20 protein-coding genes and 2 pseudogenes are annotated in these 21,326 nt (G+C 49.4%); 9 read left to right on the top strand and 13 right to left on the bottom strand.

The window, feature by feature from the left end:
- Positions 1-222 precede the first annotated feature (222 nt).
- The gene (locus AACU19_RS10325; RefSeq protein WP_077760027.1) at positions 223-393 is read left to right on the top strand and encodes a hypothetical protein; all 171 of its coding nucleotides are present in this window, start codon (positions 223-225) and stop codon (positions 391-393) included.
- 218 nt (positions 394-611) lie between these two features.
- Here AACU19_RS10325 and AACU19_RS10320 read toward each other — a convergent pair whose 3' ends face one another.
- From AACU19_RS10320 to cusR, 4 genes are all read right to left on the bottom strand, one after another.
- Complete coding sequence (locus tag AACU19_RS10320; RefSeq protein ID WP_105278196.1) at positions 612-1,040, bottom strand: hypothetical protein; 429 nt, start codon at positions 1,038-1,040, stop codon at positions 612-614.
- A 543-nt stretch (positions 1,041-1,583) separates the two neighbouring features.
- Positions 1,584-2,015 carry a hypothetical protein gene (locus AACU19_RS10315; RefSeq protein WP_077760028.1) on the bottom strand — a complete coding sequence of 144 codons (432 nt, stop codon included), beginning with the start codon at positions 2,013-2,015 and terminating at the stop codon, positions 1,584-1,586.
- Positions 2,016-2,372: 357 nt separating this feature from the next.
- A complete protein-coding gene (gene cusS, locus AACU19_RS10310) occupies positions 2,373-3,821 on the bottom strand; it encodes a Cu(+)/Ag(+) sensor histidine kinase CusS (protein ID WP_105278195.1) in 1,449 nt (482 codons plus the stop codon).
- Positions 3,811-4,494, bottom strand: coding sequence for a copper response regulator transcription factor CusR (gene cusR, locus AACU19_RS10305; RefSeq protein ID WP_000770953.1), 684 nt, complete (start codon positions 4,492-4,494; stop codon positions 3,811-3,813). Before cusR ends, cusS begins: the two co-directional genes overlap by 11 nt.
- A gap of 156 nt (positions 4,495-4,650) precedes the next feature.
- Here cusR and cusC point away from each other — a divergent pair, with 156 nt between their 5' ends.
- From cusC to pheP, 5 genes are all read left to right on the top strand, one after another.
- Positions 4,651-6,033 carry a Cu(+)/Ag(+) efflux RND transporter outer membrane channel CusC gene (gene cusC, locus AACU19_RS10300; protein ID WP_105278193.1) on the top strand — a complete coding sequence of 461 codons (1,383 nt, stop codon included), beginning with the start codon at positions 4,651-4,653 and terminating at the stop codon, positions 6,031-6,033.
- Between the two features lie 22 nt (positions 6,034-6,055).
- Positions 6,056-6,388, top strand: a complete 333-nt coding sequence (gene cusF / locus AACU19_RS10295) for a Cu(+)/Ag(+) efflux RND transporter periplasmic metallochaperone CusF (protein ID WP_032183576.1) — start codon at positions 6,056-6,058, stop codon at positions 6,386-6,388.
- Between the two features lie 15 nt (positions 6,389-6,403).
- Positions 6,404-7,627, top strand: a complete 1,224-nt coding sequence (cusB, locus tag AACU19_RS10290; protein ID WP_105278192.1) for a Cu(+)/Ag(+) efflux RND transporter periplasmic adaptor subunit CusB — start codon at positions 6,404-6,406, stop codon at positions 7,625-7,627.
- A gap of 11 nt (positions 7,628-7,638) precedes the next feature.
- Positions 7,639-10,782, top strand: a complete 3,144-nt coding sequence (cusA, locus tag AACU19_RS10285; protein WP_105278191.1) for a Cu(+)/Ag(+) efflux RND transporter permease subunit CusA — start codon at positions 7,639-7,641, stop codon at positions 10,780-10,782.
- A gap of 101 nt (positions 10,783-10,883) precedes the next feature.
- Entirely contained in the window at positions 10,884-12,266 is a 1,383-nt protein-coding gene (gene pheP, locus AACU19_RS10280) for a phenylalanine transporter (protein WP_105278190.1), read from the top strand.
- A gap of 156 nt (positions 12,267-12,422) precedes the next feature.
- Here the strand turns inward: pheP and ybdG are convergent, their stop codons facing one another.
- From ybdG to AACU19_RS10250, 6 genes and pseudogenes are all read right to left on the bottom strand, one after another.
- A complete protein-coding gene (gene ybdG / locus AACU19_RS10275) occupies positions 12,423-13,670 on the bottom strand; it encodes a mechanosensitive ion channel YbdG (protein WP_001153126.1) in 1,248 nt (415 codons plus the stop codon).
- Positions 13,671-13,777: 107 nt separating this feature from the next.
- A complete protein-coding gene (gene nfsB, locus AACU19_RS10270) occupies positions 13,778-14,431 on the bottom strand; it encodes an oxygen-insensitive NAD(P)H nitroreductase (RefSeq protein ID WP_088541950.1) in 654 nt (217 codons plus the stop codon).
- Between the two features lie 94 nt (positions 14,432-14,525).
- Positions 14,526-14,894: an MmcQ/YjbR family DNA-binding protein gene (locus tag AACU19_RS10265; protein ID WP_046076561.1), complete on the bottom strand. Its 369-nt coding sequence runs from the start codon at positions 14,892-14,894 to the stop codon at positions 14,526-14,528.
- 64 nt (positions 14,895-14,958) lie between these two features.
- Positions 14,959-15,207 (bottom strand): DUF1158 domain-containing protein, encoded by a 249-nt coding sequence (locus AACU19_RS10260; protein ID WP_000682518.1) that lies wholly within the window; start codon positions 15,205-15,207, stop codon positions 14,959-14,961.
- A gap of 65 nt (positions 15,208-15,272) precedes the next feature.
- Positions 15,273-16,391 (bottom strand): YbdK family carboxylate-amine ligase, encoded by a 1,119-nt coding sequence (locus tag AACU19_RS10255; RefSeq protein ID WP_105278189.1) that lies wholly within the window; start codon positions 16,389-16,391, stop codon positions 15,273-15,275.
- A 223-nt stretch (positions 16,392-16,614) separates the two neighbouring features.
- Positions 16,615-16,874 (bottom strand): annotated as a pseudogene (locus AACU19_RS10250) (hypothetical protein).
- On the opposite strand from AACU19_RS10250, the gene hokE (AACU19_RS10245) reads away from it, so the two are divergent.
- Both hokE (AACU19_RS10245) and hokE (AACU19_RS10240) read left to right on the top strand, forming a co-directional pair.
- Complete coding sequence (gene hokE, locus AACU19_RS10245; protein WP_123057624.1) at positions 16,843-16,995, top strand: type I toxin-antitoxin system toxin HokE; 153 nt, start codon at positions 16,843-16,845, stop codon at positions 16,993-16,995. The pseudogene AACU19_RS10250 and the gene hokE (AACU19_RS10245) sit on opposite strands and share 32 nt — an antisense overlap.
- A gap of 350 nt (positions 16,996-17,345) precedes the next feature.
- Entirely contained in the window at positions 17,346-17,498 is a 153-nt protein-coding gene (hokE, locus tag AACU19_RS10240; RefSeq protein WP_000956464.1) for a type I toxin-antitoxin system toxin HokE, read from the top strand.
- A 107-nt stretch (positions 17,499-17,605) separates the two neighbouring features.
- Here hokE (AACU19_RS10240) and AACU19_RS10235 read toward each other — a convergent pair.
- A pseudogene (locus AACU19_RS10235) lies at positions 17,606-17,879 on the bottom strand (hypothetical protein).
- On the opposite strand from AACU19_RS10235, the gene hokE (AACU19_RS10230) reads away from it, so the two are divergent.
- Positions 17,848-18,000 carry a type I toxin-antitoxin system toxin HokE gene (gene hokE, locus AACU19_RS10230; RefSeq protein WP_000956467.1) on the top strand — a complete coding sequence of 51 codons (153 nt, stop codon included), beginning with the start codon at positions 17,848-17,850 and terminating at the stop codon, positions 17,998-18,000. The pseudogene AACU19_RS10235 and the gene hokE (AACU19_RS10230) sit on opposite strands and share 32 nt — an antisense overlap.
- Positions 18,001-18,121: 121 nt before the next feature.
- Here hokE (AACU19_RS10230) and entD read toward each other — a convergent pair whose 3' ends face one another.
- Both entD and fepA read right to left on the bottom strand, forming a co-directional pair.
- Positions 18,122-18,742, bottom strand: coding sequence for an enterobactin synthase subunit EntD (gene entD, locus AACU19_RS10225; protein WP_105278276.1), 621 nt, complete (start codon positions 18,740-18,742; stop codon positions 18,122-18,124).
- A 174-nt stretch (positions 18,743-18,916) separates the two neighbouring features.
- Entirely contained in the window at positions 18,917-21,157 is a 2,241-nt protein-coding gene (fepA, locus tag AACU19_RS10215) for a siderophore enterobactin receptor FepA (RefSeq protein ID WP_001034928.1), read from the bottom strand.
- Positions 21,158-21,326: the final 169 nt, after the last annotated feature.

The raw sequence follows: 21,326 nt of genomic DNA, 5'->3' as shown, positions 1-21,326 counted from the left end.
ACTTCATTTCTCTTTAGATTAATTAAGTTTAATATTCAACCGGGAAATAATGAACGTTAAAATAACAAAGAAAAAAACAATCAAAGAGAAATTCCTGAAAAATATGTGCTCATAAAAAAGATAAAAAACGTACAAAATTGCGCACGCAACCTTCAGGACGTTTTTATGTTTAGAGTTTTCTTTTTCTTTAAAATTACACAAAATATAAAATAATATGAAAGCATGGCTGATAACATCATTGATAAAGCGCGATATGGCAGTCCTGCATTAAAGGTTTCGACTCCTAATAATAATGTCGATAGCGTTGCAATTATAATTGCCAACTTTTTACTGGAGGTGAAGGTGACGATAAAAAATATCAATGATATAAATAAGAAAGAAAAAAATATATAAATATTTGTTGATGTGTGTACTTTATGAGGAACAGTAATATAGGTATAAATAGTTGTAATTGTGATGATAATTATTCTGTATAGCATGCATGCTAACAGGCCAATCAGTAGCTTGTTCGCAAATTTATAAGGGGATTCTCTATTGGTTGATTGCATGGTTATTATGCTCTTGAATTGTGTTTTCATTGCATCATTTCCTGGTTAACTAAAACAATGCATTTAATAGGTGGTGGTGTAAATATCAATGTCATACTCATTATCACAGACTACTATTACTCTACGAGTTATGTCAAAAAATAACGTTAAATCATAGGTTCCCTGTTCTCTGAAAATACTCTGCACAAATGACGTGAAATTATTCCCATTTATAACTATTTTTACTTTACCTTCATAGATAAGCCAGCAACTAAAAATTTTATCTGTACTTGATAATGTTATTAAATAACGCATTAAAAGGTTTATATCCACCGGATGAGGTAAATAGGTTCTATTGTTAGTAGAGCCTATTGCATATGCCTGTTGAATCTCTTTTCTCACTTGTGGGGAAATTCTGTTTAATAGATATAAATTAAAAAAATCAATTCCATCAAGATGCTGTATAAATTTGTTTGCTTTTAAAATAAGTAGCTTTTCTTCTATTTTTGTCATAGCGGTAATGTTTTTATGCAGAGTGGATTGAAATGTTTATTGTTTTGTGGCAGACAACCATCTTATCTAATGCTGATATTATATCAGTAGGTAAAACACAGTCTGCATGTATATGAGCAAGTTGAATTATTTTATTTACTCATCATATTATTGATGTCATAACAAGTTAATCCGAAAGTATCTATGACAGAAGAGTTAAGGTTTAGATCCAATCTGATATTTACTTCTACTAGCCAATCTCTAAACATCAGGAAAATAAATTCATCATCCCTGGTAAATTCAAAAATTCCAGAGTCAGAATGAGATAACTCTAAGGTATATATAATAAGTTTAATGTGTTCTTTGTTTTTTATTAATATGTGATTTGGTTGTTTCATTAACGCCTTGATTAGGGCTATTTCTTGCGGATAGCTTATTATGGTCGGCATAGATAGTATGCTGTTTTTGATATCAGATATGTGCATTGAAACAATTCTTTATACTGGCTGTATATAATAACTCACGGTAAGTATTTTTTAAGTTAAAGGAGGAGTACAACCTAAATTATATACATTCTTCTGTAATCATCCTTAAACTTAACATAGCCATGTCTCGAGTATCCTTATCATCAGAATGTAGAGAAATATTTAATCCTTTAATTAAGATGTTATCCGGGAAAGCCATTGCCAATAATGTACACCAATATCGGACACTTTTTATTGTCAGAGGATTTTCCAGTATGCTGGCTATATTGGACACTACAATATTTTTATCACATTTAAACAAAAAATCTTCGACCAACTGATATACTCCTAAGCCATCACCTTCCCCAAAGGATTGTAAAAATAACGGTATGGCCTCTTCAGCAGGATTTGCACAAAAATAAAGCCTTACGTCGTCATATTTATCGATAAGTTCCTGAGTGATGTCATAATCATTAGGCATAGGTTGATTTAGAGCAAGGAATGCTAATGCTTCTTTTTTAGTCATATTCATAGAGGCTGGTTTATCCTGCGAAAATAGTTAAGAGTAAAATTTACATATTGAATTAAATAATAATTTTTATTTCCATATGGCATTTATATAATAATATATCCAGATTGCTGACTATAAATATATGACATATCGTGGTGATGAGTTTGTATTATGCAAATTAATATAACTAAACTAAGTATTTAGTTAGTGAAGTTGTTAGGGGTATGTATTCATATCACATATATTATCCGAAGGCAGTTGCGCTACCGCCATACCCTGATAAAACTCACCATCTGCACGAAACGGATTTTACGCTTTTTCTCGTGACGAAATAGCTAATTCTCAATTCAATTAACATCCACTGCATTATCTGACCAATCACTCCCTCTCCGGTAGCCCGATAACAAACCTTGTCCCCCGCGCATCTGACGTTACCGCAACCGTGCCTTTATGCGCGACAACAATCGATTTCACTATCGCCAGCCCAATGCCGCTACCTTCACCTTTTCGCTGGCGGGAAGGATCAACGCGGTAGAAACGGTCAAACAAACGCGGTAAGTGCTCGGGCGCAATGGGCGTACCGGGGTTTTCGACGGTAACTTGCACCTGGTGATCGACCGTCTGGCAGCGCACTACAATTGCCTCTCCGGGCGGCGTATAACGCAGGGCGTTAGAAAGCAGGTTGCTTAGCGCCCGGCGCAGCATCAGCGGATCGCCCGCAACCTGACATTTGTCGCCAACAAACCGTAGTGCTACGCCGCGATCTTCCGCTAACGCCTCGAAAAAATCGAACACTTTGCCAACTTCATCCGCCAGGTTGAGCATTTTCTTTTCGGGGATTAACTGGTTGTTATCGGCCTGAGCGAGAAACAGCATATCGCTGACCATTTTCGCCATTCGCGTCAGCTCTTCGAGATTAGAGTAGAGCACATCTTCCAGCTCCTTCTGGCTGCGCGACTGGCTGAGGGCGATTTCCGTTTGCGTTATGAGATTCGTAATCGGCGTGCGAATTTCGTGGGCGATATCCGCTGAGAAATTGGACTGGCGGTTAAAGACATCCTCGATACGCTCGATCATATGGTTGAACGACAGCACCAGTTGTTCCAGCTCAATGGGCACGGTCTGTGGATCGAGGCGAACGTCGAGATCTTTCGAGGTAATGTTCTGGATTTGACGGCTGACGCTGCGAATTGGCGCGTGGCCTTTATGTACCGCCAACAGCACGATAAAGACGATCAGGATGCTGATGATCGATGCGGTCATAATAAGTTTATTCATCAAATCATTAATGTAATGAAGATGAAAATCGATAGACAGCGCGATGTAGAGCGTATAAATCGGTTTGCCGTCCACCAACGGGCCAACCGGCAAGTTAATCATCCGCCAGTTGCTGTGTTCCATATGCCCGTGACCGTGGCCTGGCATCATCATTGTCGGGCCGGAAAGGAGATACACCTCGCCGCTCCGAGCGTCTTTATCGGGTATGGCATCACGTGCAAACTCGCGGATATCCGGCGCACCGGGGGAGTGATACACCGTTTTATCGTGGCTATCTGCCAGAGAAATCAACACGTTGGAATAACCACTGACGATATCTTCCAGCGTCATTAAGCGTCGGGCTTGTGTCTCTTCGGGATGATTAAGAACACGCCTGAATGTGGCGCTAATCTCTTTTAAATCATTAATATCCTGCTCGGCAAAATGCACTTTTACCGAGTGGATCATGATCCAGGCAAAGACGAAAAACGCTGCAATGGTGGCAAGGCTGATAAAAAAGGTCAGGCGGGTTGCCAGCGAAAACGGGCGCTGAAACGGCTTACTGGCCATCCGGCACCTCAAGCATGTAACCCACGCCGCGCACGGTTTGAATCAGCTTCGGCTCAAAGTCGTTGTCGATTTTGCCGCGCAGTCGCTTCACCGCCACATCAATAGCGTTAGTATCGCTGTCAAAATTCATGTCCCATACCTGCGAGGCGATAAGCGAGCGGGGCAGCACTTCGCCCTGATGACGGAGGAAAAATTCCAGCAGGGTAAATTCTTTACTGGTCAAAGTGATGCGCGTGCCGCTGCGGGTGACTTTGCGGCTAACGAGATCGACCATCAGGTCGGCAACCTGAAACTGACTTTCGATAATCACCGCCGCCCCGCGACGCAGTAGAGTGCGCACCCGCGCCAGCAGTTCAGCAAAAGCGAACGGCTTCACCAGATAGTCATCCGCTCCCAGCTCCAGCCCCTTGACGCGATGTTCAATGGTGCCAAGCGCGGTAAGCAACAGAATCGGCATCCCTTTATTGGCGGAACGCAACATGCGCACGATATCCCAGCCGTTCACGTCCGGCAGCATAATATCGAGGATTATCAGGTCATAATCACCTGTCATCGCCAGATGGTATCCATTCAGCCCGTTATCGGCCAAATCAACCACAAAACCGGCCTCGGTTAACCCTTTGGTTAAGTATTCGCCGGTTTTCTTTTCATCTTCGACAATCAACAGTTTCATATTTCCTCCGCATGTTGCCCGGGCAATTCTAGAGTAGCGGGATCAGATGGCAATCGCTTATTGGCAAAATGACAATTTTGTCATTTTCCTGTCACCGGAAAATCAGAGCCTGGCGAGTAAAGTTGGCGGCATAAAATCACCAGAAATTATGTGCCTATGTTTCCTTGTAAACTTCTGCCATTTTGTGTGGCCCTTGCGTTAACCGGTTGTTCTCTGACACCGGAATATCAGCGTCCGGCAATGCCCGTGCCGCAGCAGTTCTCACTCAGCCAGAACGGCCTGGTTAACGCGGTAGATAACTACCAGAACGCGGGCTGGCGCACCTTTTTTGTTGATAATCAGGTGAAGACGCTGATTAGCGAGGCGCTGGTGAATAACCGGGATTTGCGCATGGCGACGCTGAAAGTGCAGGAGGCACGGGCGCAATATCGTCTGACCGATGCCGACCGCTACCCACAGCTCAATGGCGAGGGCAGCGGCAGCTGGAGCGGCAATCTTAAAGGCGATTCAGCCACGACGCGGGAGTTCTCGACTGGCCTTAACGTCAGCTTTGATCTCGATTTTTTCGGTCGCTTAAAGAACATGAGCGAAGCAGAGCGACAAAATTATTTAGCCACTGAGGAAGCTCAGCGTGCGGTGCATATTCTGCTGGTTTCTAATGTCGCGCAAAGCTATTTCAATCAGCAACTGGCTTATGCGCAATTACAAATAGCCGAAGAAACGCTGCGTAATTATCAGCAGTCATATGCGTTTGTCGAAAAACAACTGTTGACTGGTAGCAGCAATGTTCTGGCGCTGGAACAGGCTCGCGGGGTGATAGAAAGTACCCGCAGTGATATCGCTAAACGTCAGGGGGAACTGGCGCAGGCGAATAATGCATTGCAACTGTTATTGGGAAACTACGGCAAGCTGCCGCAAGCGCAGACAGTAAACAGCGACAGCCTGCAAAGCGTTAAATTACCGGCGGGCTTGTCGTCGCAAATCTTGTTGCAGCGCCCGGATATTATGGAAGCTGAACACGCGTTAATGGCGGCTAATGCCAATATTGGTGCTGCGCGTGCGGCATTTTTCCCGTCTATAAGCCTGACCAGTGGAATATCAACCGCCAGCAGCGATCTGTCATCATTATTTAACGCCAGCAGCGGGATGTGGAATTTTATTCCCAAAATTGAGATCCCCATTTTTAATGCCGGACGCAACCAGGCCAATCTGGATATCGCCGAAATTCGCCAGCAGCAGTCGGTGGTGAATTATGAACAGAAAATTCAGAACGCCTTTAAAGAAGTGGCAGATGCGCTTGCATTACGTCAAAGCCTGAACGATCAAATCAGCGCCCAGCAGCGTTATCTGGCGTCGCTGCAAATTACCCTGCAACGGGCGCGGGCATTATATCAGCACGGCGCGGTAAGTTATCTGGAAGTGCTGGATGCCGAGCGTTCCTTATTTGCAACCCGACAAACTTTACTCGACCTGAATTATGCCCGTCAGGTTAACGAAGTTTCCTTATATACCGCCCTGGGTGGCGGTTGGCAGCAATAATTTTTAACTCCAGGAGAGAATAATGAAAAAAGCACTGCAAGTCGTAATGTTCAGTCTGTTTACTGTTATTGGCTTTAATGCCCAGGCTAACGAACATCACCATGAAACCATGAGCGAAGCACAACCACAGGTTATTAGCGCCACCGGTGTGGTAAAAGGTGTTGATCTGGAAAGCAAAAAAATCACCATCCATCACGATCCGATTGCTGCCGTGAACTGGCCGGAGATGACCATGCGCTTTACCATCACCCCGCAGACGAAAATGAGTGAAATTAAAACTGGCGACAAAGTAGCGTTTAATTTTGTCCAGCAGGGCAACCTTTCTTTATTACAGGATATTAAAGTCAGCCAGTAACCCAGGTTTAATGAGATGAAAAAAATCGCGCTTATTATCGGCAGCATGATCGCGGGCGGTATTATTTCTGCGGCAGGTTTTACCTGGTTTGCAAAGGCTGAACCGCCCGCAGAAAAAACGCCGACCGCAGAACGTAAAATATTATTCTGGTACGACCCGATGTATCCCAATACGCGGTTCGATAAACCAGGTAAATCGCCGTTTATGGATATGGATCTGGTGCCGAAATATGCCGATGAAGAGAGTTCTGCGTCTGGTGTGCGCATTGACCCGACCCAGACGCAAAATCTGGGGGTGAAAACGGCGACCGTCACGCGCGGGCCGCTGACTTTTGCCCAGAGTTTCCCAGCGAATGTCAGTTACAACGAGTATCAGTTTGCCATTGTGCAGGCCCGCGCCGCCGGGTTTATCGACAAGGTGTATCCGCTCACCGTGGGCGATAAAGTGCAAAAGGGCACACCGCTTCTCGACCTGACCATTCCCGACTGGGTGGAGGCGCAGAGTGAGTATTTACTGCTGCGTGAAACCGGCGGGACGGCGACCCAGACCGACGGTATTCTTGAACGCCTGCGGCTGGCGGGAATGCCGGAGGCCGATATTCGCCGCCTGATCGCCACGCAAAAAATCCAGACTCGCTTTACGCTCAAAGCGCCCATTGATGGCGTGATCACCGCGTTTGATCTGCGCGCGGGAATGAATATCGCCAAAGATAACGTGGTCGCGAAAATTCAGGGTATGGACCCGGTGTGGGTCACTGCAGCGATCCCGGAGTCCATCGCCTGGCTGGTGAAAGATGCCTCGCAGTTTACGCTCACCGTTCCGGCGCGACCGGATAAAACGCTCAGCATCCGCAAATGGACCCTTCTACCCGGCGTGGATGCTGCGACCCGCACGCTGCAACTGCGTCTGGAGGTCGACAACGCCGACGAGGCGCTAAAACCGGGAATGAACGCCTGGTTGCAACTCAACACCGCCAGCGAACCGATGCTGCTCATTCCGTCACAGGCGCTGATTGATACTGGTAACGAACAGCGGGTGATTACCGTTGATGCCGACGGGCGCTTTGTACCGAAACGCGTTGCTGTTTTCCAGTCGTCGCAAGGCGTCACCGCGCTACGTTCTGGACTGGCGGAAGGTGAAAAGGTGGTTTCCAGCGGCCTGTTCCTGATTGATTCTGAAGCCAATATTTCTGGCGCACTGGAGCGGATGCGCTCTGAAAGTGCTACCCATGCGCATTGAGGGAATAACCAATGATTGAATGGATTATTCGTCGCTCGGTGGCGAACCGTTTTCTGGTGCTGATGGGCGCGTTGTTTCTGAGTATCTGGGGCACCTGGACTATCATTAACACGCCAGTGGATGCGCTGCCGGATCTCTCCGATGTGCAGGTGATTATTAAAACCAGCTATCCCGGTCAGGCACCGCAAATCGTTGAAAATCAGGTGACTTATCCGCTAACCACCACCATGTTGTCGGTACCTGGCGCGAAGACTGTGCGCGGTTTCTCGCAGTTTGGCGACTCTTATGTATATGTCATTTTCGAAGATGGCACCGATCCGTACTGGGCGCGCTCGCGGGTGCTGGAGTACCTCAACCAGGTACAGGGTAAGCTGCCTGCGGGAGTCAGCGCCGAGCTGGGGCCAGATGCCACGGGTGTTGGCTGGATCTATGAATATGCACTGGTGGATCGCAGCGGTAAGCACGATCTGGCCGATTTACGCTCATTGCAGGACTGGTTTCTCAAATATGAGCTAAAAACCATCCCTGACGTTGCGGAAGTGGCGTCGGTGGGCGGTGTGGTGAAAGAGTATCAGGTGGTTATCGATCCTCAGCGCCTGGCGCAATATGGCATCAGTCTCGCCGAAGTAAAAAGCGCGCTGGATGCTTCAAACCAGGAAGCGGGTGGTTCGTCGATCGAACTGGCGGAAGCGGAATATATGGTGCGCGCCAGCGGCTATCTGCAAACGCTCGACGACTTCAATCACATCGTTTTAAAAGCCAGTGAAAATGGCGTGCCCGTTTATCTGCGTGATGTTGCGAAGGTCCAGGTTGGCCCGGAAATGCGCCGGGGCATTGCCGAACTGAATGGCGAAGGAGAAGTGGCTGGTGGGGTGGTGATCCTGCGTTCCGGCAAAAACGCCCGTGAAGTGATCGCCGCCGTGAAGGACAAACTGGAAACGCTGAAAAGCAGTCTGCCGGAAGGCGTGGAGATAGTTACAACATACGATCGCAGCCAGCTTATTGACCGCGCCATCGACAACCTCAGCGGCAAGTTGCTGGAAGAGTTTATTGTAGTGGCGGTAGTCTGTGCGCTGTTTCTCTGGCATGTGCGCTCGGCGCTGGTGGCGATTATTTCGTTGCCGCTGGGGTTGTGTATTGCTTTTATTATCATGCACTTCCAGGGGCTGAATGCCAATATTATGTCGCTGGGCGGTATTGCGATTGCCGTCGGGGCGATGGTCGATGCCGCTATCGTCATGATCGAGAATGCGCATAAACGGCTGGAAGAGTGGCAGCACCAGCATCCTGACGCCACGCTGGATAATAAAACGCGCTGGCAGGTGATCACCGATGCATCTGTTGAAGTGGGGCCGGCGCTGTTTATCAGCTTGCTGATTATCACGTTGTCGTTTATCCCGATCTTTACTCTGGAAGGACAGGAAGGGCGTCTGTTTGGCCCGCTGGCGTTCACCAAAACGTATGCGATGGCGGGCGCGGCGCTGCTGGCGATCGTAGTGATCCCGATCCTGATGGGCTACTGGATCCGTGGCAAAATTCCACCAGAAAGCAGTAATCCGCTCAATCGCTTTTTGATTCGTGTTTATCATCCGCTGTTGCTGAAAGTACTGCACTGGCCGAAAACCACGCTGTTGGTGGCGGCGCTTTCGGTGCTGACGGTTCTCTGGCCGCTCAATAAAGTTGGCGGAGAATTTTTACCGCAGATTAATGAAGGCGACTTGTTGTATATGCCATCGACGCTGCCGGGGATTTCCGCAGCAGAGGCGGCGAGTATGCTGCAAAAAACCGACAAGCTGATTATGAGCGTGCCGGAAGTGGCGCGGGTGTTTGGCAAAACCGGGAAAGCGGAAACCGCCACCGACTCCGCACCGCTGGAGATGGTAGAAACGACCATCCAGCTTAAGCCACAGGATCAGTGGCGGCCAGGCATGACGATGGACAAAATCATTGAGGAACTGGACAACACCGTGCGTCTGCCGGGGCTGGCGAATCTGTGGGTGCCGCCAATCCGTAACCGTATCGATATGCTCTCGACCGGCATTAAAAGCCCTATCGGCATTAAAGTTTCCGGCACTGTGCTGGCGGATATCGACGCGATGGCGGAGCAAATTGAAGAAGTGGCGCGAACGGTGCCAGGCGTGGCTTCAGCCCTTGCTGAACGTCTGGAAGGTGGGCGCTATATCAACGTTGAGATCAACCGTGAAAAAGCCGCCCGTTACGGTATGACGGTGGCGGATGTGCAGTTGTTTGTGACATCTGCGGTGGGCGGGGCGATGGTTGGTGAAACGGTGGAAGGGATTGCCCGTTATCCAATTAATCTGCGTTATCCGCAAAGCTGGCGCGATAGCCCACAGGCGCTGCGCCAGCTACCGATCCTGACGCCGATGAAGCAGCAAATCACCCTGGCGGATGTGGCCGACGTTAAAGTCTCCACTGGACCGTCGATGCTGAAAACCGAGAATGCGCGCCCGACGAGCTGGATTTATATCGATGCCCGCGATCGTGACATGGTGTCGGTGGTTCACGATTTGCAAAAAGCGATTGCCGAGAAAGTGCAGTTAAAACCGGGCACCAGCGTGGCATTCTCCGGGCAGTTCGAGTTGCTGGAGCGTGCCAACCACAAGCTGAAACTCATGGTGCCGATGACGTTGATGATCATCTTCGTGCTGTTGTATCTGGCGTTCCGTCGGGTGGGCGAAGCGTTGCTGATTATCAGTAGCGTACCGTTTGCGCTGGTGGGCGGCATCTGGTTGCTGTGGTGGATGGGCTTTCATCTTTCTGTGGCGACGGGCACCGGCTTTATTGCCCTTGCCGGGGTCGCCGCCGAATTTGGCGTGGTGATGCTGATGTATTTACGTCACGCCATAGAGGCAGATCCATCCCTGGATAATCCGCAAACATTCAGCGAGCAGAAGCTGGATGAAGCGTTATATCACGGCGCGGTACTGCGCGTGCGCCCGAAAGCGATGACGGTGGCGGTGATTATCGCGGGTCTGCTGCCGATTCTGTGGGGAACGGGGGCAGGATCAGAGGTGATGAGCCGGATTGCCGCGCCGATGATTGGCGGCATGATCACCGCGCCTTTGCTGTCGCTGTTTATTATCCCGGCGGCGTATAAGCTGATGTGGCTGCACCGACATCGGGTACTGAAATAAAAGCAAGATACCCGGTTTAACCGTGTGGATTGTGTCTTGCGACGATGGGCACTAAATGTTAAAAGGTGCCCCTCAACAAAAAAGACACACAGGGGAAAGGCGTGAAAAACGCGTCAACCGTATCGGAAGATACTGCGTCGAATAAAGAGCCGACGCTTCATCGCGGATTACATAACCGTCATATTCAACTGATTGCGCTGGGTGGCGCTATTGGTACTGGTCTGTTTCTTGGCATTGGCCCGGCGATTCAGATGGCAGGTCCGGCTGTATTGTTGGGCTACGGCGTCGCTGGGATCATTGCTTTCCTGATTATGCGCCAGCTTGGCGAGATGGTGGTTGAGGAGCCGGTATCCGGTTCGTTTGCCCACTTTGCCTATAAATACTGGGGACCGTTTGCGGGCTTTCTCTCAGGCTGGAACTACTGGGTGATGTTCGTACTGGTGGGGATGGCTGAGCTGACCGCTGCGGGCATCTATATGCAGTACTGGTTCCCGGATGTTCCCACCTGGATCTGGGCTGCCGCCTTCTTTATTATCATCAACGCTGTTAACCTGGTGAACGTGCGCTTATATGGCGAAACTGAGTTCTGGTTTGCGCTGATTAAAGTGCTGGCAATTATCGGCATGATCGGCTTTGGCCTGTGGCTGCTGTTTTCTGGTCACGGCGGTGAGAAAGCCAGTATCGACAACCTTTGGCGCTATGGTGGTTTCTTCGCCACGGGCTGGAATGGGCTGATTTTGTCCCTGGCGGTGATCATGTTTTCCTTCGGCGGGCTGGAACTGATTGGGATTACTGCGGCTGAAGCGCGCGATCCGGAAAAAAGCATTCCAAAAGCGGTAAATCAGGTGGTGTATCGCATTCTGCTGTTTTATATCGGTTCGCTGGTGGTATTACTGGCACTCTACCCGTGGGTGGAAGTGAAATCTAACAGTAGCCCGTTTGTGATGATTTTTCATAATCTTGACAGCAATGTGGTGGCTTCTGCGCTGAACTTCGTCATTCTGGTAGCATCATTATCGGTATACAACAGTGGGGTTTACTCCAACAGCCGGATGCTGTTTGGTCTTTCTGTGCAGGGTAATGCACCGAAATTTTTGACTCGCGTCAGCCGTCGCGGCGTGCCGATTAACTCGCTGATGCTTTCCGGGGCTATCACTTCGCTGGTGGTGTTGATCAACTATCTGCTGCCGCAAAAAGCGTTTGGTCTGCTGATGGCGCTGGTGGTGGCAACGTTGCTGTTGAACTGGATTATGATCTGTCTGGCGCATCTGCGTTTTCGCGCGGCGATGCGACGTCAGGGACGAGAAACACAGTTTAAAGCGCTGCTCTATCCGTTCGGCAACTATCTCTGCATTGCCTTCCTCGGCATGATTTTGCTGCTGATGTGCACGTTGGATGATATGCGCTTGTCGGCAATTTTGCTGCCGGTGTGGATTGTATTCCTGTTTGTGGCGTTTAAAACATTGCGTAGAAAAGCGAATTAAGCTGATGTGAGGCTGATTTGCCCGATGCGCAAGCTTATCGGGCCTACAATTTGTAACGATTCTGTAAGTCGGATAAGGCGTTCACGCCGCATCCGACAAAACGAAGTCAACCATCTGAATCCGCTCTCATCCATTCGATGAGAGCGGATTTTTTAATTACTGCTTAAATGCACCTGCCAGGGAGCGAATATCATTGCCGGTTGGCGACTGATGAAGCCGTAGACCAAACTCTTCGACAATCGCAAATATGTGGTCGAAAATATCAGCCTGAATACTTTCATATTCCAGCCACACCACGGTGTTGGTAAACGCATAGATCTCAAGCGGTAAACCATTATCTCCCGGTGCCAGTTGGCGCACCATTAAGGTCATATCTTTACGAATCCGCGGATGGTTACGTAGATATTCGTTCAGATAGGCGCGAAAGGTTCCAATATTGGTCATTCGACGCAGGTTTAATACCGACTCTGTAGAACCTTGCTGGCGATTCCACTCATTAATTTCCTGATGGCGGCTGGTTAAATAAGGTTTTAACAAATGCGCTTTATTCAGACGTTGCATTTCGTCTTCATCAAGAAAATGAATACTGGTGACATCAATGCTGATACTGCGTTTAATACGTCGCCCGCCGGATGCTGACATCCCGCTCCAGTTTTTAAAGGAGTCAGAAACCAGAGACCAGGTGGGAATAGTGGTAATGGTATTGTCCCAGTTACGCACTTTGACGGTGGTTAACCCAATATCGATCACTGCGCCATCCGCGCCGTATTTCGGCATCTCCAGCCAGTCGCCCAGTTTCAGCATATCGTTCGCGGAAAGCTGAATACCTGCCACCAGACCAAGAATCGGATCTTTAAATACCAACATCAGCACGGCAGCCATTGCACCAAGACCGCTGATCAGAATCGCTGGCGATTGACCAATCAGCAGCGAGATCATCAAAATGCCGACCAGAATCGCGCCGATCAGTTTAATCCCCTGAAATATCCCTTTCAGCGGTAACTGAGACGCCGCCGGGAATTTCTGCGCCAGATTCAAAATAACATCCAGCAACGAGAAGACTGAAAGCAGTGCATACATCATGATCCACAACTGCGCGCAGGTGGTCAGAATATCAGCCGCTTCGGTGCCTTTTTGCAGCCAGAATACCGCCTGAATATTGACGATAATCCCCTGCAAGGTGAAAGCTAAACGGTGGAAGAGTTTATTCTGGGTAATGATTTGCAACCATAGCCGTGAACTGGCGATGGCACGTTTTTCGAAGGTCCGTAGTACTACCCAGTGCAAAATAATATGCACTACAACGGCAGTCAGAAAAATAATACCGAAAATCATCACCATCGAGGTGGTGTGATCAAACTCAATACCCGCTAAATCTTCAACCTGGGATATTAAATCCTGCATAACGTCTCCTTTATACAACAGTAGCCTATGATGACGGCTGAAACAGGGTTATGCAAATCAGGATAATCTGAGGGGAAATAGCCGGGCGGATGCCCGGCAAAGGAGAATTACACTTCAGTTATGGTGATGTTTTGCGGCAGACGGGATTTCGGCAGCGTAGCGTTAAAATCTTCGACGCTGTGATGACCTACCGGAACAACCACCAGGCTGGTGTAGCCTTTCTCTTTCAAACCGAATTCTTCATCGAGGATTGCGGCATCAAAACCTTCGATGGGTACCGCGTCCAGACCCAGCGCCGCAACGCCCAGCAGGAAGTTACCGACGTTGAGATAAACCTGTTTTGCCATCCACTCAGCATCATCTTGCAGATCTTTACGGTGCATATCGGCGAAGAATTTGCGACCTTTATCGTTCGCGGCTTTCGCTTCCGGCGTGGCAAAGCGGCCATCGGCATCTTCCTGGTCAACAACCTGTTTCAGCCAGGCATCGTCCATCGCGGTTTTCGCGCAGAACACCACGACGTGCGAGGCATCAAGCATTTTGCGCTCGTTGAACACGTAATTATCGGCGGCGGATTTGGCAACACGCGCTTTGCCTTCTTCCGTGCTGGCAACAATAAAATGCCACGGCTGGGAGTTGGTGCTGGATGGGCTGTATTGCAGAAGAGTTTTGATCTGCTCGGCCTGTTCCGGGGTAAGTTTTTTGCTGGCATCAAATGCCTTAGTGGAATGACGCTTTAAGGCGACAGAAATGATATCCATAAAGACTCCATGTGTATGTAATTTGGGGTGCCAGCAGATTACAAGGTTCAACGAGAAATGGTAAGCGAGAAAAATGCGCTATAGATTTTCGCTTTTACTCTGGGCGCACTCTTTTTTGATCGCGTTTAGATAAGCCATCAACCACTAAATTCCATGAATCATCGATAAGATCGCGCAGTAACGCTTCGGAGATCTCATCGCCTGGATACACTGAAATCCAGTGCTTCTTATTCATGTGATACCCTGGCTTAATGCTCGGGTATATCTGCTGATTTAACAGGGATTTTTGTGGATCGGACTTCAAATTGATAAAGGGGACGCCGCGCAGCTCCGACGACAGCAAAAAAATCTTGCCGCCAACTTTAAAGACATCGAACTCCGGGCCAAAAGGCCAGCAAAGCTCGACAAAGGGTAACTCAAGGGCCAGGCGTTTCGCCGTTTCGTGCAATGATTGCTTATCCATAAACGTTCCTTTAGGCGAAGGAGAATAAGCAAAGTATGCCGTGAAGTACGGTGATAATCGACGTTTAATCCGCCAGCGAGAACCAGCGTCGCCAGATAAAGCGCAGAACAAAATACTCAATTGCGCCCAGCACTAAAAACCACAGGCAAAACAATAAAGTGTAAAGCTGGCTAAGATCCATCAGATGGAACATGGTCACCAGTTTTTGTGCCAGCGTCAGCCCCAGTGCGGGGGCGGGCAGCAGCAGGCAAGAGAGGAAAGCCATCAGCAAAATACCTGCTGCGGTGGTTAAGGTTTCTAAAGGGTGTTTCATAACATTGTTAAATGTAAGTTAAAACACCATTGTCAGGGATATTCTTCTGTAAGGCAATTCCCGACTTATTCTCCGGCCCAAATCTCACAATGCTTTTTCACCAGTCCAATCAGCGAGCCGCCATCGGCGACGAAATCACGCATCAGCTGCGATTCATTCAGACCGCTGACGACCTGGCGATGCAGGGCCTCAATCGCGCTCGATGCACCCATTTTATGTGCCGAAGGGGCGATTTTTTCCAGTAAACGCAAGGTGTCTTCCGTTAGTGGCCGACGATCGCCAGTGTGCGGATCGGTAATGGCACCTTCCAGCCCATAACGGCAAGCCTGGAAGCGGTTGAATTTATACAGCAGGTAATCTTTCTCCTGATGTTTGAACGGGCGTTCCGTCAGTAACCAGTGGGCGGTGGCCTGAATTAATCCCGCCATATTTACCGCGTGGCTAAGAGTTAATGGGGTATCCATCACCCGAACTTCCACCGTGCCAAAATGGGGGCTGGGGCGAATATCCCAGTGCAGATCTTTAATGCTGTCGATCATCGTGGTGTAACTCAGACAACGAAACAGGGCTTCAAATTGTTGCCAGTTACTGACCCACGGCATTGGGCCATTGTCGGGAAAGGCGGAAAAAATATTCGGTCTTGAGGAAGCAAAGCGTGTATCCGTTCCCTGCATATACGGCGATGCGGCAGAAAGGGCGATAAAGTGCGGCACAAACCGCGACAAGCCGTGCAGCAAATAAATGGCGTCATCGCCACTGGCGCAGCCAACATGGACATGCTGACCAAAAACGGTCGCCTGCTGAATGAGATAACCAAAGTTTTCCAGCGTTCGTTGATAGCGTTCGTTATCGCATACCTCCTGACGCTGCCATTTCTGAAACGGGTGCGTGCCCCCGCCGCAAATTTCCAGATGATGGTCTGCGGCTGCCTGCAATACGACTTTCTGCATCGCTGAAAATTGCCCGGCAGCCTGGTTGATATCACGGCAAACATCCGTCGCCAGCTCCAGCATGCTTTCGGTGATATCGTGCTTTACTTCCCCGGCAGTGATCTGATTTTTAACCGCGTCAATCAGCGTTGAAGAGTCCTGGCTTAAGTCATAGCCCGGCGGATTAACCACCTGCATTTCCAGTTCAATACCGAGGGTAAAAGGTTCAGAGACTTGAAAATCGGGTATTGGCATAGGTTTCTCTTATGTTGGCGTTTTCATTTCAGTATAGAAGTGGGAGCGGCCGGGGGAGATGCGGAAGTTCTGGAATGTTTCTTTTTTTTGGTGATGGTGAACTGATTGTGACTGAAGAAGTTTGGCTACTTTTGCAATGTGCCAGGTTATGGCAGAGCTGGCTGGCGGCGGAGAATTTTGATGATTGAGGGGCGAAGGAAAAACTGGCTTAGTTTCGGTTGATCTAATGCGTAGTGAGAAGTCCGAAATAAGACCAACTGTATAAATAAACAGCTATTTTGCTAAGGAAGGGTAAGATGACTGCGGGTGCCTGAAGCTTTCCGGTTTCAGGTTTACTCTGAGGTCTGGAAAGATGAAGCCCCAGGAGATATTTCTATCAACCCTGGGGCTGCCACTCCAAACCCGAACAATTTGGATGGTAGTCCCTTCTTCGCATGGAGGCAATATAAACATGCTGACGAAATATGCCCTTGTGGCAGTCATAGTGCTGTGTTTGACGGCGCTGGGATTTACGCTTCTGGTCGGAGACTCGCTGTGTGAGTTCACCGTAAAGGAACGTAATATTGAGTTCAGGGCTGTTCTCGCTTACGAACCGAAGAAGTAGCCGTTGTGCGGGGAGTAATCCCCGCATATCCGGTTGTCAGGTCAGGATGGTAAGGCACCTGCTTTACACTTTCGCCCGCGGTCAGTGATGGCTGCGGGCGATGTCGTTTTAAGGGCAATGATCAGTTTTGCCAACAGAAGTCCGAAACAGGACTCACTGTATAAATAAACAGCCATTTTGCTAAGGAAGGGTAAGATAACGGCGGGTGCCTGAAGCTTTCCGGTTTCAGGTTAACTCTGAGGTCTGGAAAGATGAAGCCCCAGGAGATATTTCTATCAACCCTGGGGCTGCCACTCCGAACCTCAACAACTCGGATGGTAGTCCCTTCTTCGCATGGAGGCAATATAAACATGCTGACGAAATATGCCCTTGTGGCGGTCATAGTGCTGTGTTTGACAGTGCTGGGATTTACGCTTCTGGTCGGCGACTCGCTGTGTGAGTTCACCGTAAAGGAACATAATATTGAGTTCAGGGCTGTTCTCGCTTACGAACCGAAGAAGTAGCCGTTGTGCGGGGAGTAATCCCCGCATATCCGGTTGTCAGGTCAGGATGGTAAGGCACCTGCTTTACATTTTCGCCCGCGGTCAGCAATGGCTGCGGGCGATTTCGTTTAACTGGCATGGGCGATAATACCAATGAAAAGTCCGGAACAGGATTTACTGTATAAATAAACAGCCATTTTGCTAAGGAAGGGTAAGATAACGGCGGGTGCCTGAAGCTTTCCGGTTTCAGGTTAACTCTGAGGTCTGGAAAGATGAAGCCCCAGGAGATATTTCTGTCAACCCTGGGGCCGCCACTCCAAACCAGACAATTTGGATGGTAGTCCCTTCTTCGCATGGAGGCAATATAAACATGCTGACGAAATATGCCCTTGTGGCAGTCATAGTGCTGTGTTTAACGGTGCTGGGATTTACGCTTCTTGTCGGCGACTCGCTGTGTGAGTTCACCGTAAAGGAACGTAATATTGAGTTCAGGGCTGTTCTCGCTTACGAACCGAAGAAGTAGCCGTTGTGCGGGGAGTAATCCCCGCATATCCGGTTGTCAGGTCAGGATGGTAAGGCACCTGCTTTACACTTTCGCCCGTGGTCAGTGATGGCTGCGGGCGAATCGTACCAGATGTTGTCAATTAATCGTGTTGGCACAGCGTTATGACTATTTTTTCTTTTATCTGCCAGTGCACAGCAAACTGCTCATCCTCTAGTCGAATGATGATCTGCTGTTTATTCCAGCTAATTATCTGATAATCCAGAAAACCTTGAGCGGCCTGTATCTTGCTTGCCTTAAATGCGCTCTCTTTGGCGGAAAATGCCAGTGTCAGCGCCAGAGAAAAGGTTAAACCGCATTCTGCGAGTCGTTCGTGTTCTGCTGGTGTAATAATGTTGTCTGTCAATTCTCTTGCGGTTTGTACAGAGAAAATCTCTTCGATATCAATGCCAATCGGTTGACGAGATACCACTGCCAATGCCGTAGTCCCGCAGTGGCTGATACTGCCAAATACCCCCGCAGGCCACACAGGTTGGCGTAGATCGCCGATTGCGGGCACACATTTAAGGCCACATTCCCGCAAGGCATAAACAGCAGCGATCCGTCCGGCTAAATGCTCTGTTTTGCGTTTCTGTCCAGTGTGTTGCAGTTGAGCGTAGTGCGGCAGCCAGAGTAAATCCTGTTCGTGAAAACTTGCTGGATCGAACTCAACAAAATGCAGCGTATGTCCGGCAAAGGGGAGGGAGGTATGCGTAGTTTTCATGTCGACCATATTAGAGACTGATGACAAACGCAAAACTGCCTGATGCGCTACGCTTATCAGGCCTACACTATCCTGCAATATATTGAATTGGCAAGATTTTTGTAGGCCGGATAAGGCGTTCACGCCGCATCCGGCATGAACGACGCGCACTTTGTCAACAATCTGACGTTAGCATCAGAAGTGAGTGTTTACGCTCATATACCACGTACGTCCCGGCTCGTTATAGGTATACGCGCCGGCACCCGCGATATAGTTGGCTCCTGCCAAATCGCCCGTGGTCTGGGCATTACCCGCACGCCACAAACGCTTGTCGAACAGGTTGTCCACGCCGCCGGTCAGACTGACATTCTTCGTCACATCCCAGGTCGCGCTCAGGCCAACAATGCTGTAAGGGCTAATTTCTTTGGTTTCCGGTCCAACCGCTGGCTGGCCTTTATAGTTGTACTTCTTCGGCTGCTGCTTGCCGTACCAGGTGAAGGTCGTTTGCATCGACAAATCTTCCCGTGCCTGCCAGCTCAGCGTTGAGTTCAACGTATATTCCGGGATGATCGATAAACGGTCGCCCGTAGTTTTGTTTTCACTCTTCAGCATATAAGTGATGTTATTGGTCCACATCACCGTTTCGCTAACCGGCACATTTAACGATCCTTCCAGACCTTCAACCACCGCTTTCGGCACGTTATCCCACTGATAGAGATCGGTGCCGACTGCGTTTTGCCCTACAGCCACATAGCCCGCTTCAATCTTATTGCGATAATCGTTACGGAACCAGGTGACACCCGCCAGCCAGCCGTCGCGTTTGAACTCCAGACCAATCTCTTTGTTGATGCTGGTTTCCGCTTTCAGGTCATCATTACCTTGCAAATAGCAGCCGCCCGCGCTGGCATAGCAGCCCTGACCTTTACTGTAGAGAATGTAGTTCGGGTTAGTCTGGTACAGGCTCGGCGCTTTATAAGCACGGGCGATGCCCATTTTCAGCGTGAAGTCATCGCCTAAACCTTGCGATATATTCAGCGCCGGACTCCAGTTATTGCCGACAATGCTGTGATGATCGAAACGCAGCCCCGGCGTTACGATGGTGCTGTCAGTCAGCTCCATGTTGTTTTCGGCAAATAGCGAGAAAATTTCTGCCTTTGAATATGGGCTACGGTCGGTGGCACTCACACCATCAATAGCACCGCCGGTATTCGTTCCGGTCAGCGCCTGGGTGTTGGAACTTAAGTCCTTCATCCGCTGCTGATTCCACTCAGTCCCCAGCGTCAGCGTCTGGTTAACGAGGAAATCAATCGGCAGGTTAACTTCGCTGTGCAACATCACGTCATCAAGATCGATATCGACGAAATCTTGTGTCGCTTTTTCGTTAAATTTCCCTTCGGTGCCGCCCGCCAGGCCTTCCGGAATACGCGAGTTACGGGTGTGTTCGTACTGCACCCAGTTGCTGGTGGTCACGCCGTTATCCCAGCCACCGTTCCAGGTCAGCGAGTAGTTCTGGCGATACAGGCGGTTGGTTTCATCGCCATATTTCGAGCGCGTATAGGAATCGGAGTTGGTGTTTTGGGTATCACCTGCATACAGGTTACCCTGGCGGCTGTAGCCCGCTTCAAGTTCGAGTGATTGCATAGGGGCGAAGTCCCAACGCACCACGCCATTGATATCTTTGTTGATCACCCCTTCGCGCCCGGCTGGTAACGTCGTGGCATACGTTCCGGCACGCGCTGACTGATGGCCCTGGTTAATATCCCACGCATCAGCCTGAGTTTTGTCGAGGTTGCCATATAAACGGAAGCTGAATTCGTCGCCCAGCGGACCGGTCAAGCTGAAATTGGTGCGTTTGGTGGCACCTTCCTCTTTATGCTCTGGCGCATTGAAATAAGCATCCCAGGAGCCGTGCCACTCGCCGCTGCCTTTTTTGGTAATGATGTTAACCACGCCGCCCGCCGCGCCGTTGCCATAACGCGCAGCTGCCGGACCACGCAGAACTTCAATACGTTCAATCATTTCAGGCGGCACCCAGGAGGTATCACCACGGGTATCACGCTCGCCACGCCAGCCCTGACGCACCGAGTTACGGCTGCTGACAGGCTTACCGTCAATCAAAATCAGCGTGTTTTCCGGACCCATGCCGCGAATATCAATCTGGCGGTTATTACCACGCTGACCACTGGTGGAGTTACCGGTCAGGTTAACGCCAGGCATGGTACGAATGATCTCCGATACATCGCGGGCAACCGGGTTTTTGCGGATTTCATCTGCGGTGATGGTCGAAACGCCAGGCGCCTGCAAGTTCTGCTCGGCGGCGGTAACGACAATAGTATCGTCATGTGAAACAGGAGTATCGGTTGGCTCTTGTGCCTGTGCTACCCCATAAATCCCCAGATTGACCAACAAGGCCAGGGAATGAATCTTCTTGTTCATTGTTTTATTCCTGCATTTTTGCCACGAATTGCAACTGTCGGGCATGGTCGTCATCAACACGACGCATCCCGCTACCGCGAAAACCTTTGATCCTGAAAGACACGCAGTGCAGTTGGTTAATTAATGTCCGCGCTTCCCACGGCGCGCCATTACGCTATTGCAAATGCAA

Origin of the sequence: Escherichia sp. MOD1-EC4550, assembly GCF_963876935.1 — a bacterium.
GTDB lineage: Bacteria > Pseudomonadota > Gammaproteobacteria > Enterobacterales > Enterobacteriaceae > Escherichia > Escherichia coli_F.
The sequence above is the reverse complement of the archived record's forward strand: the minus strand, read 5'-3'. Positions and strand labels throughout refer to the sequence as shown.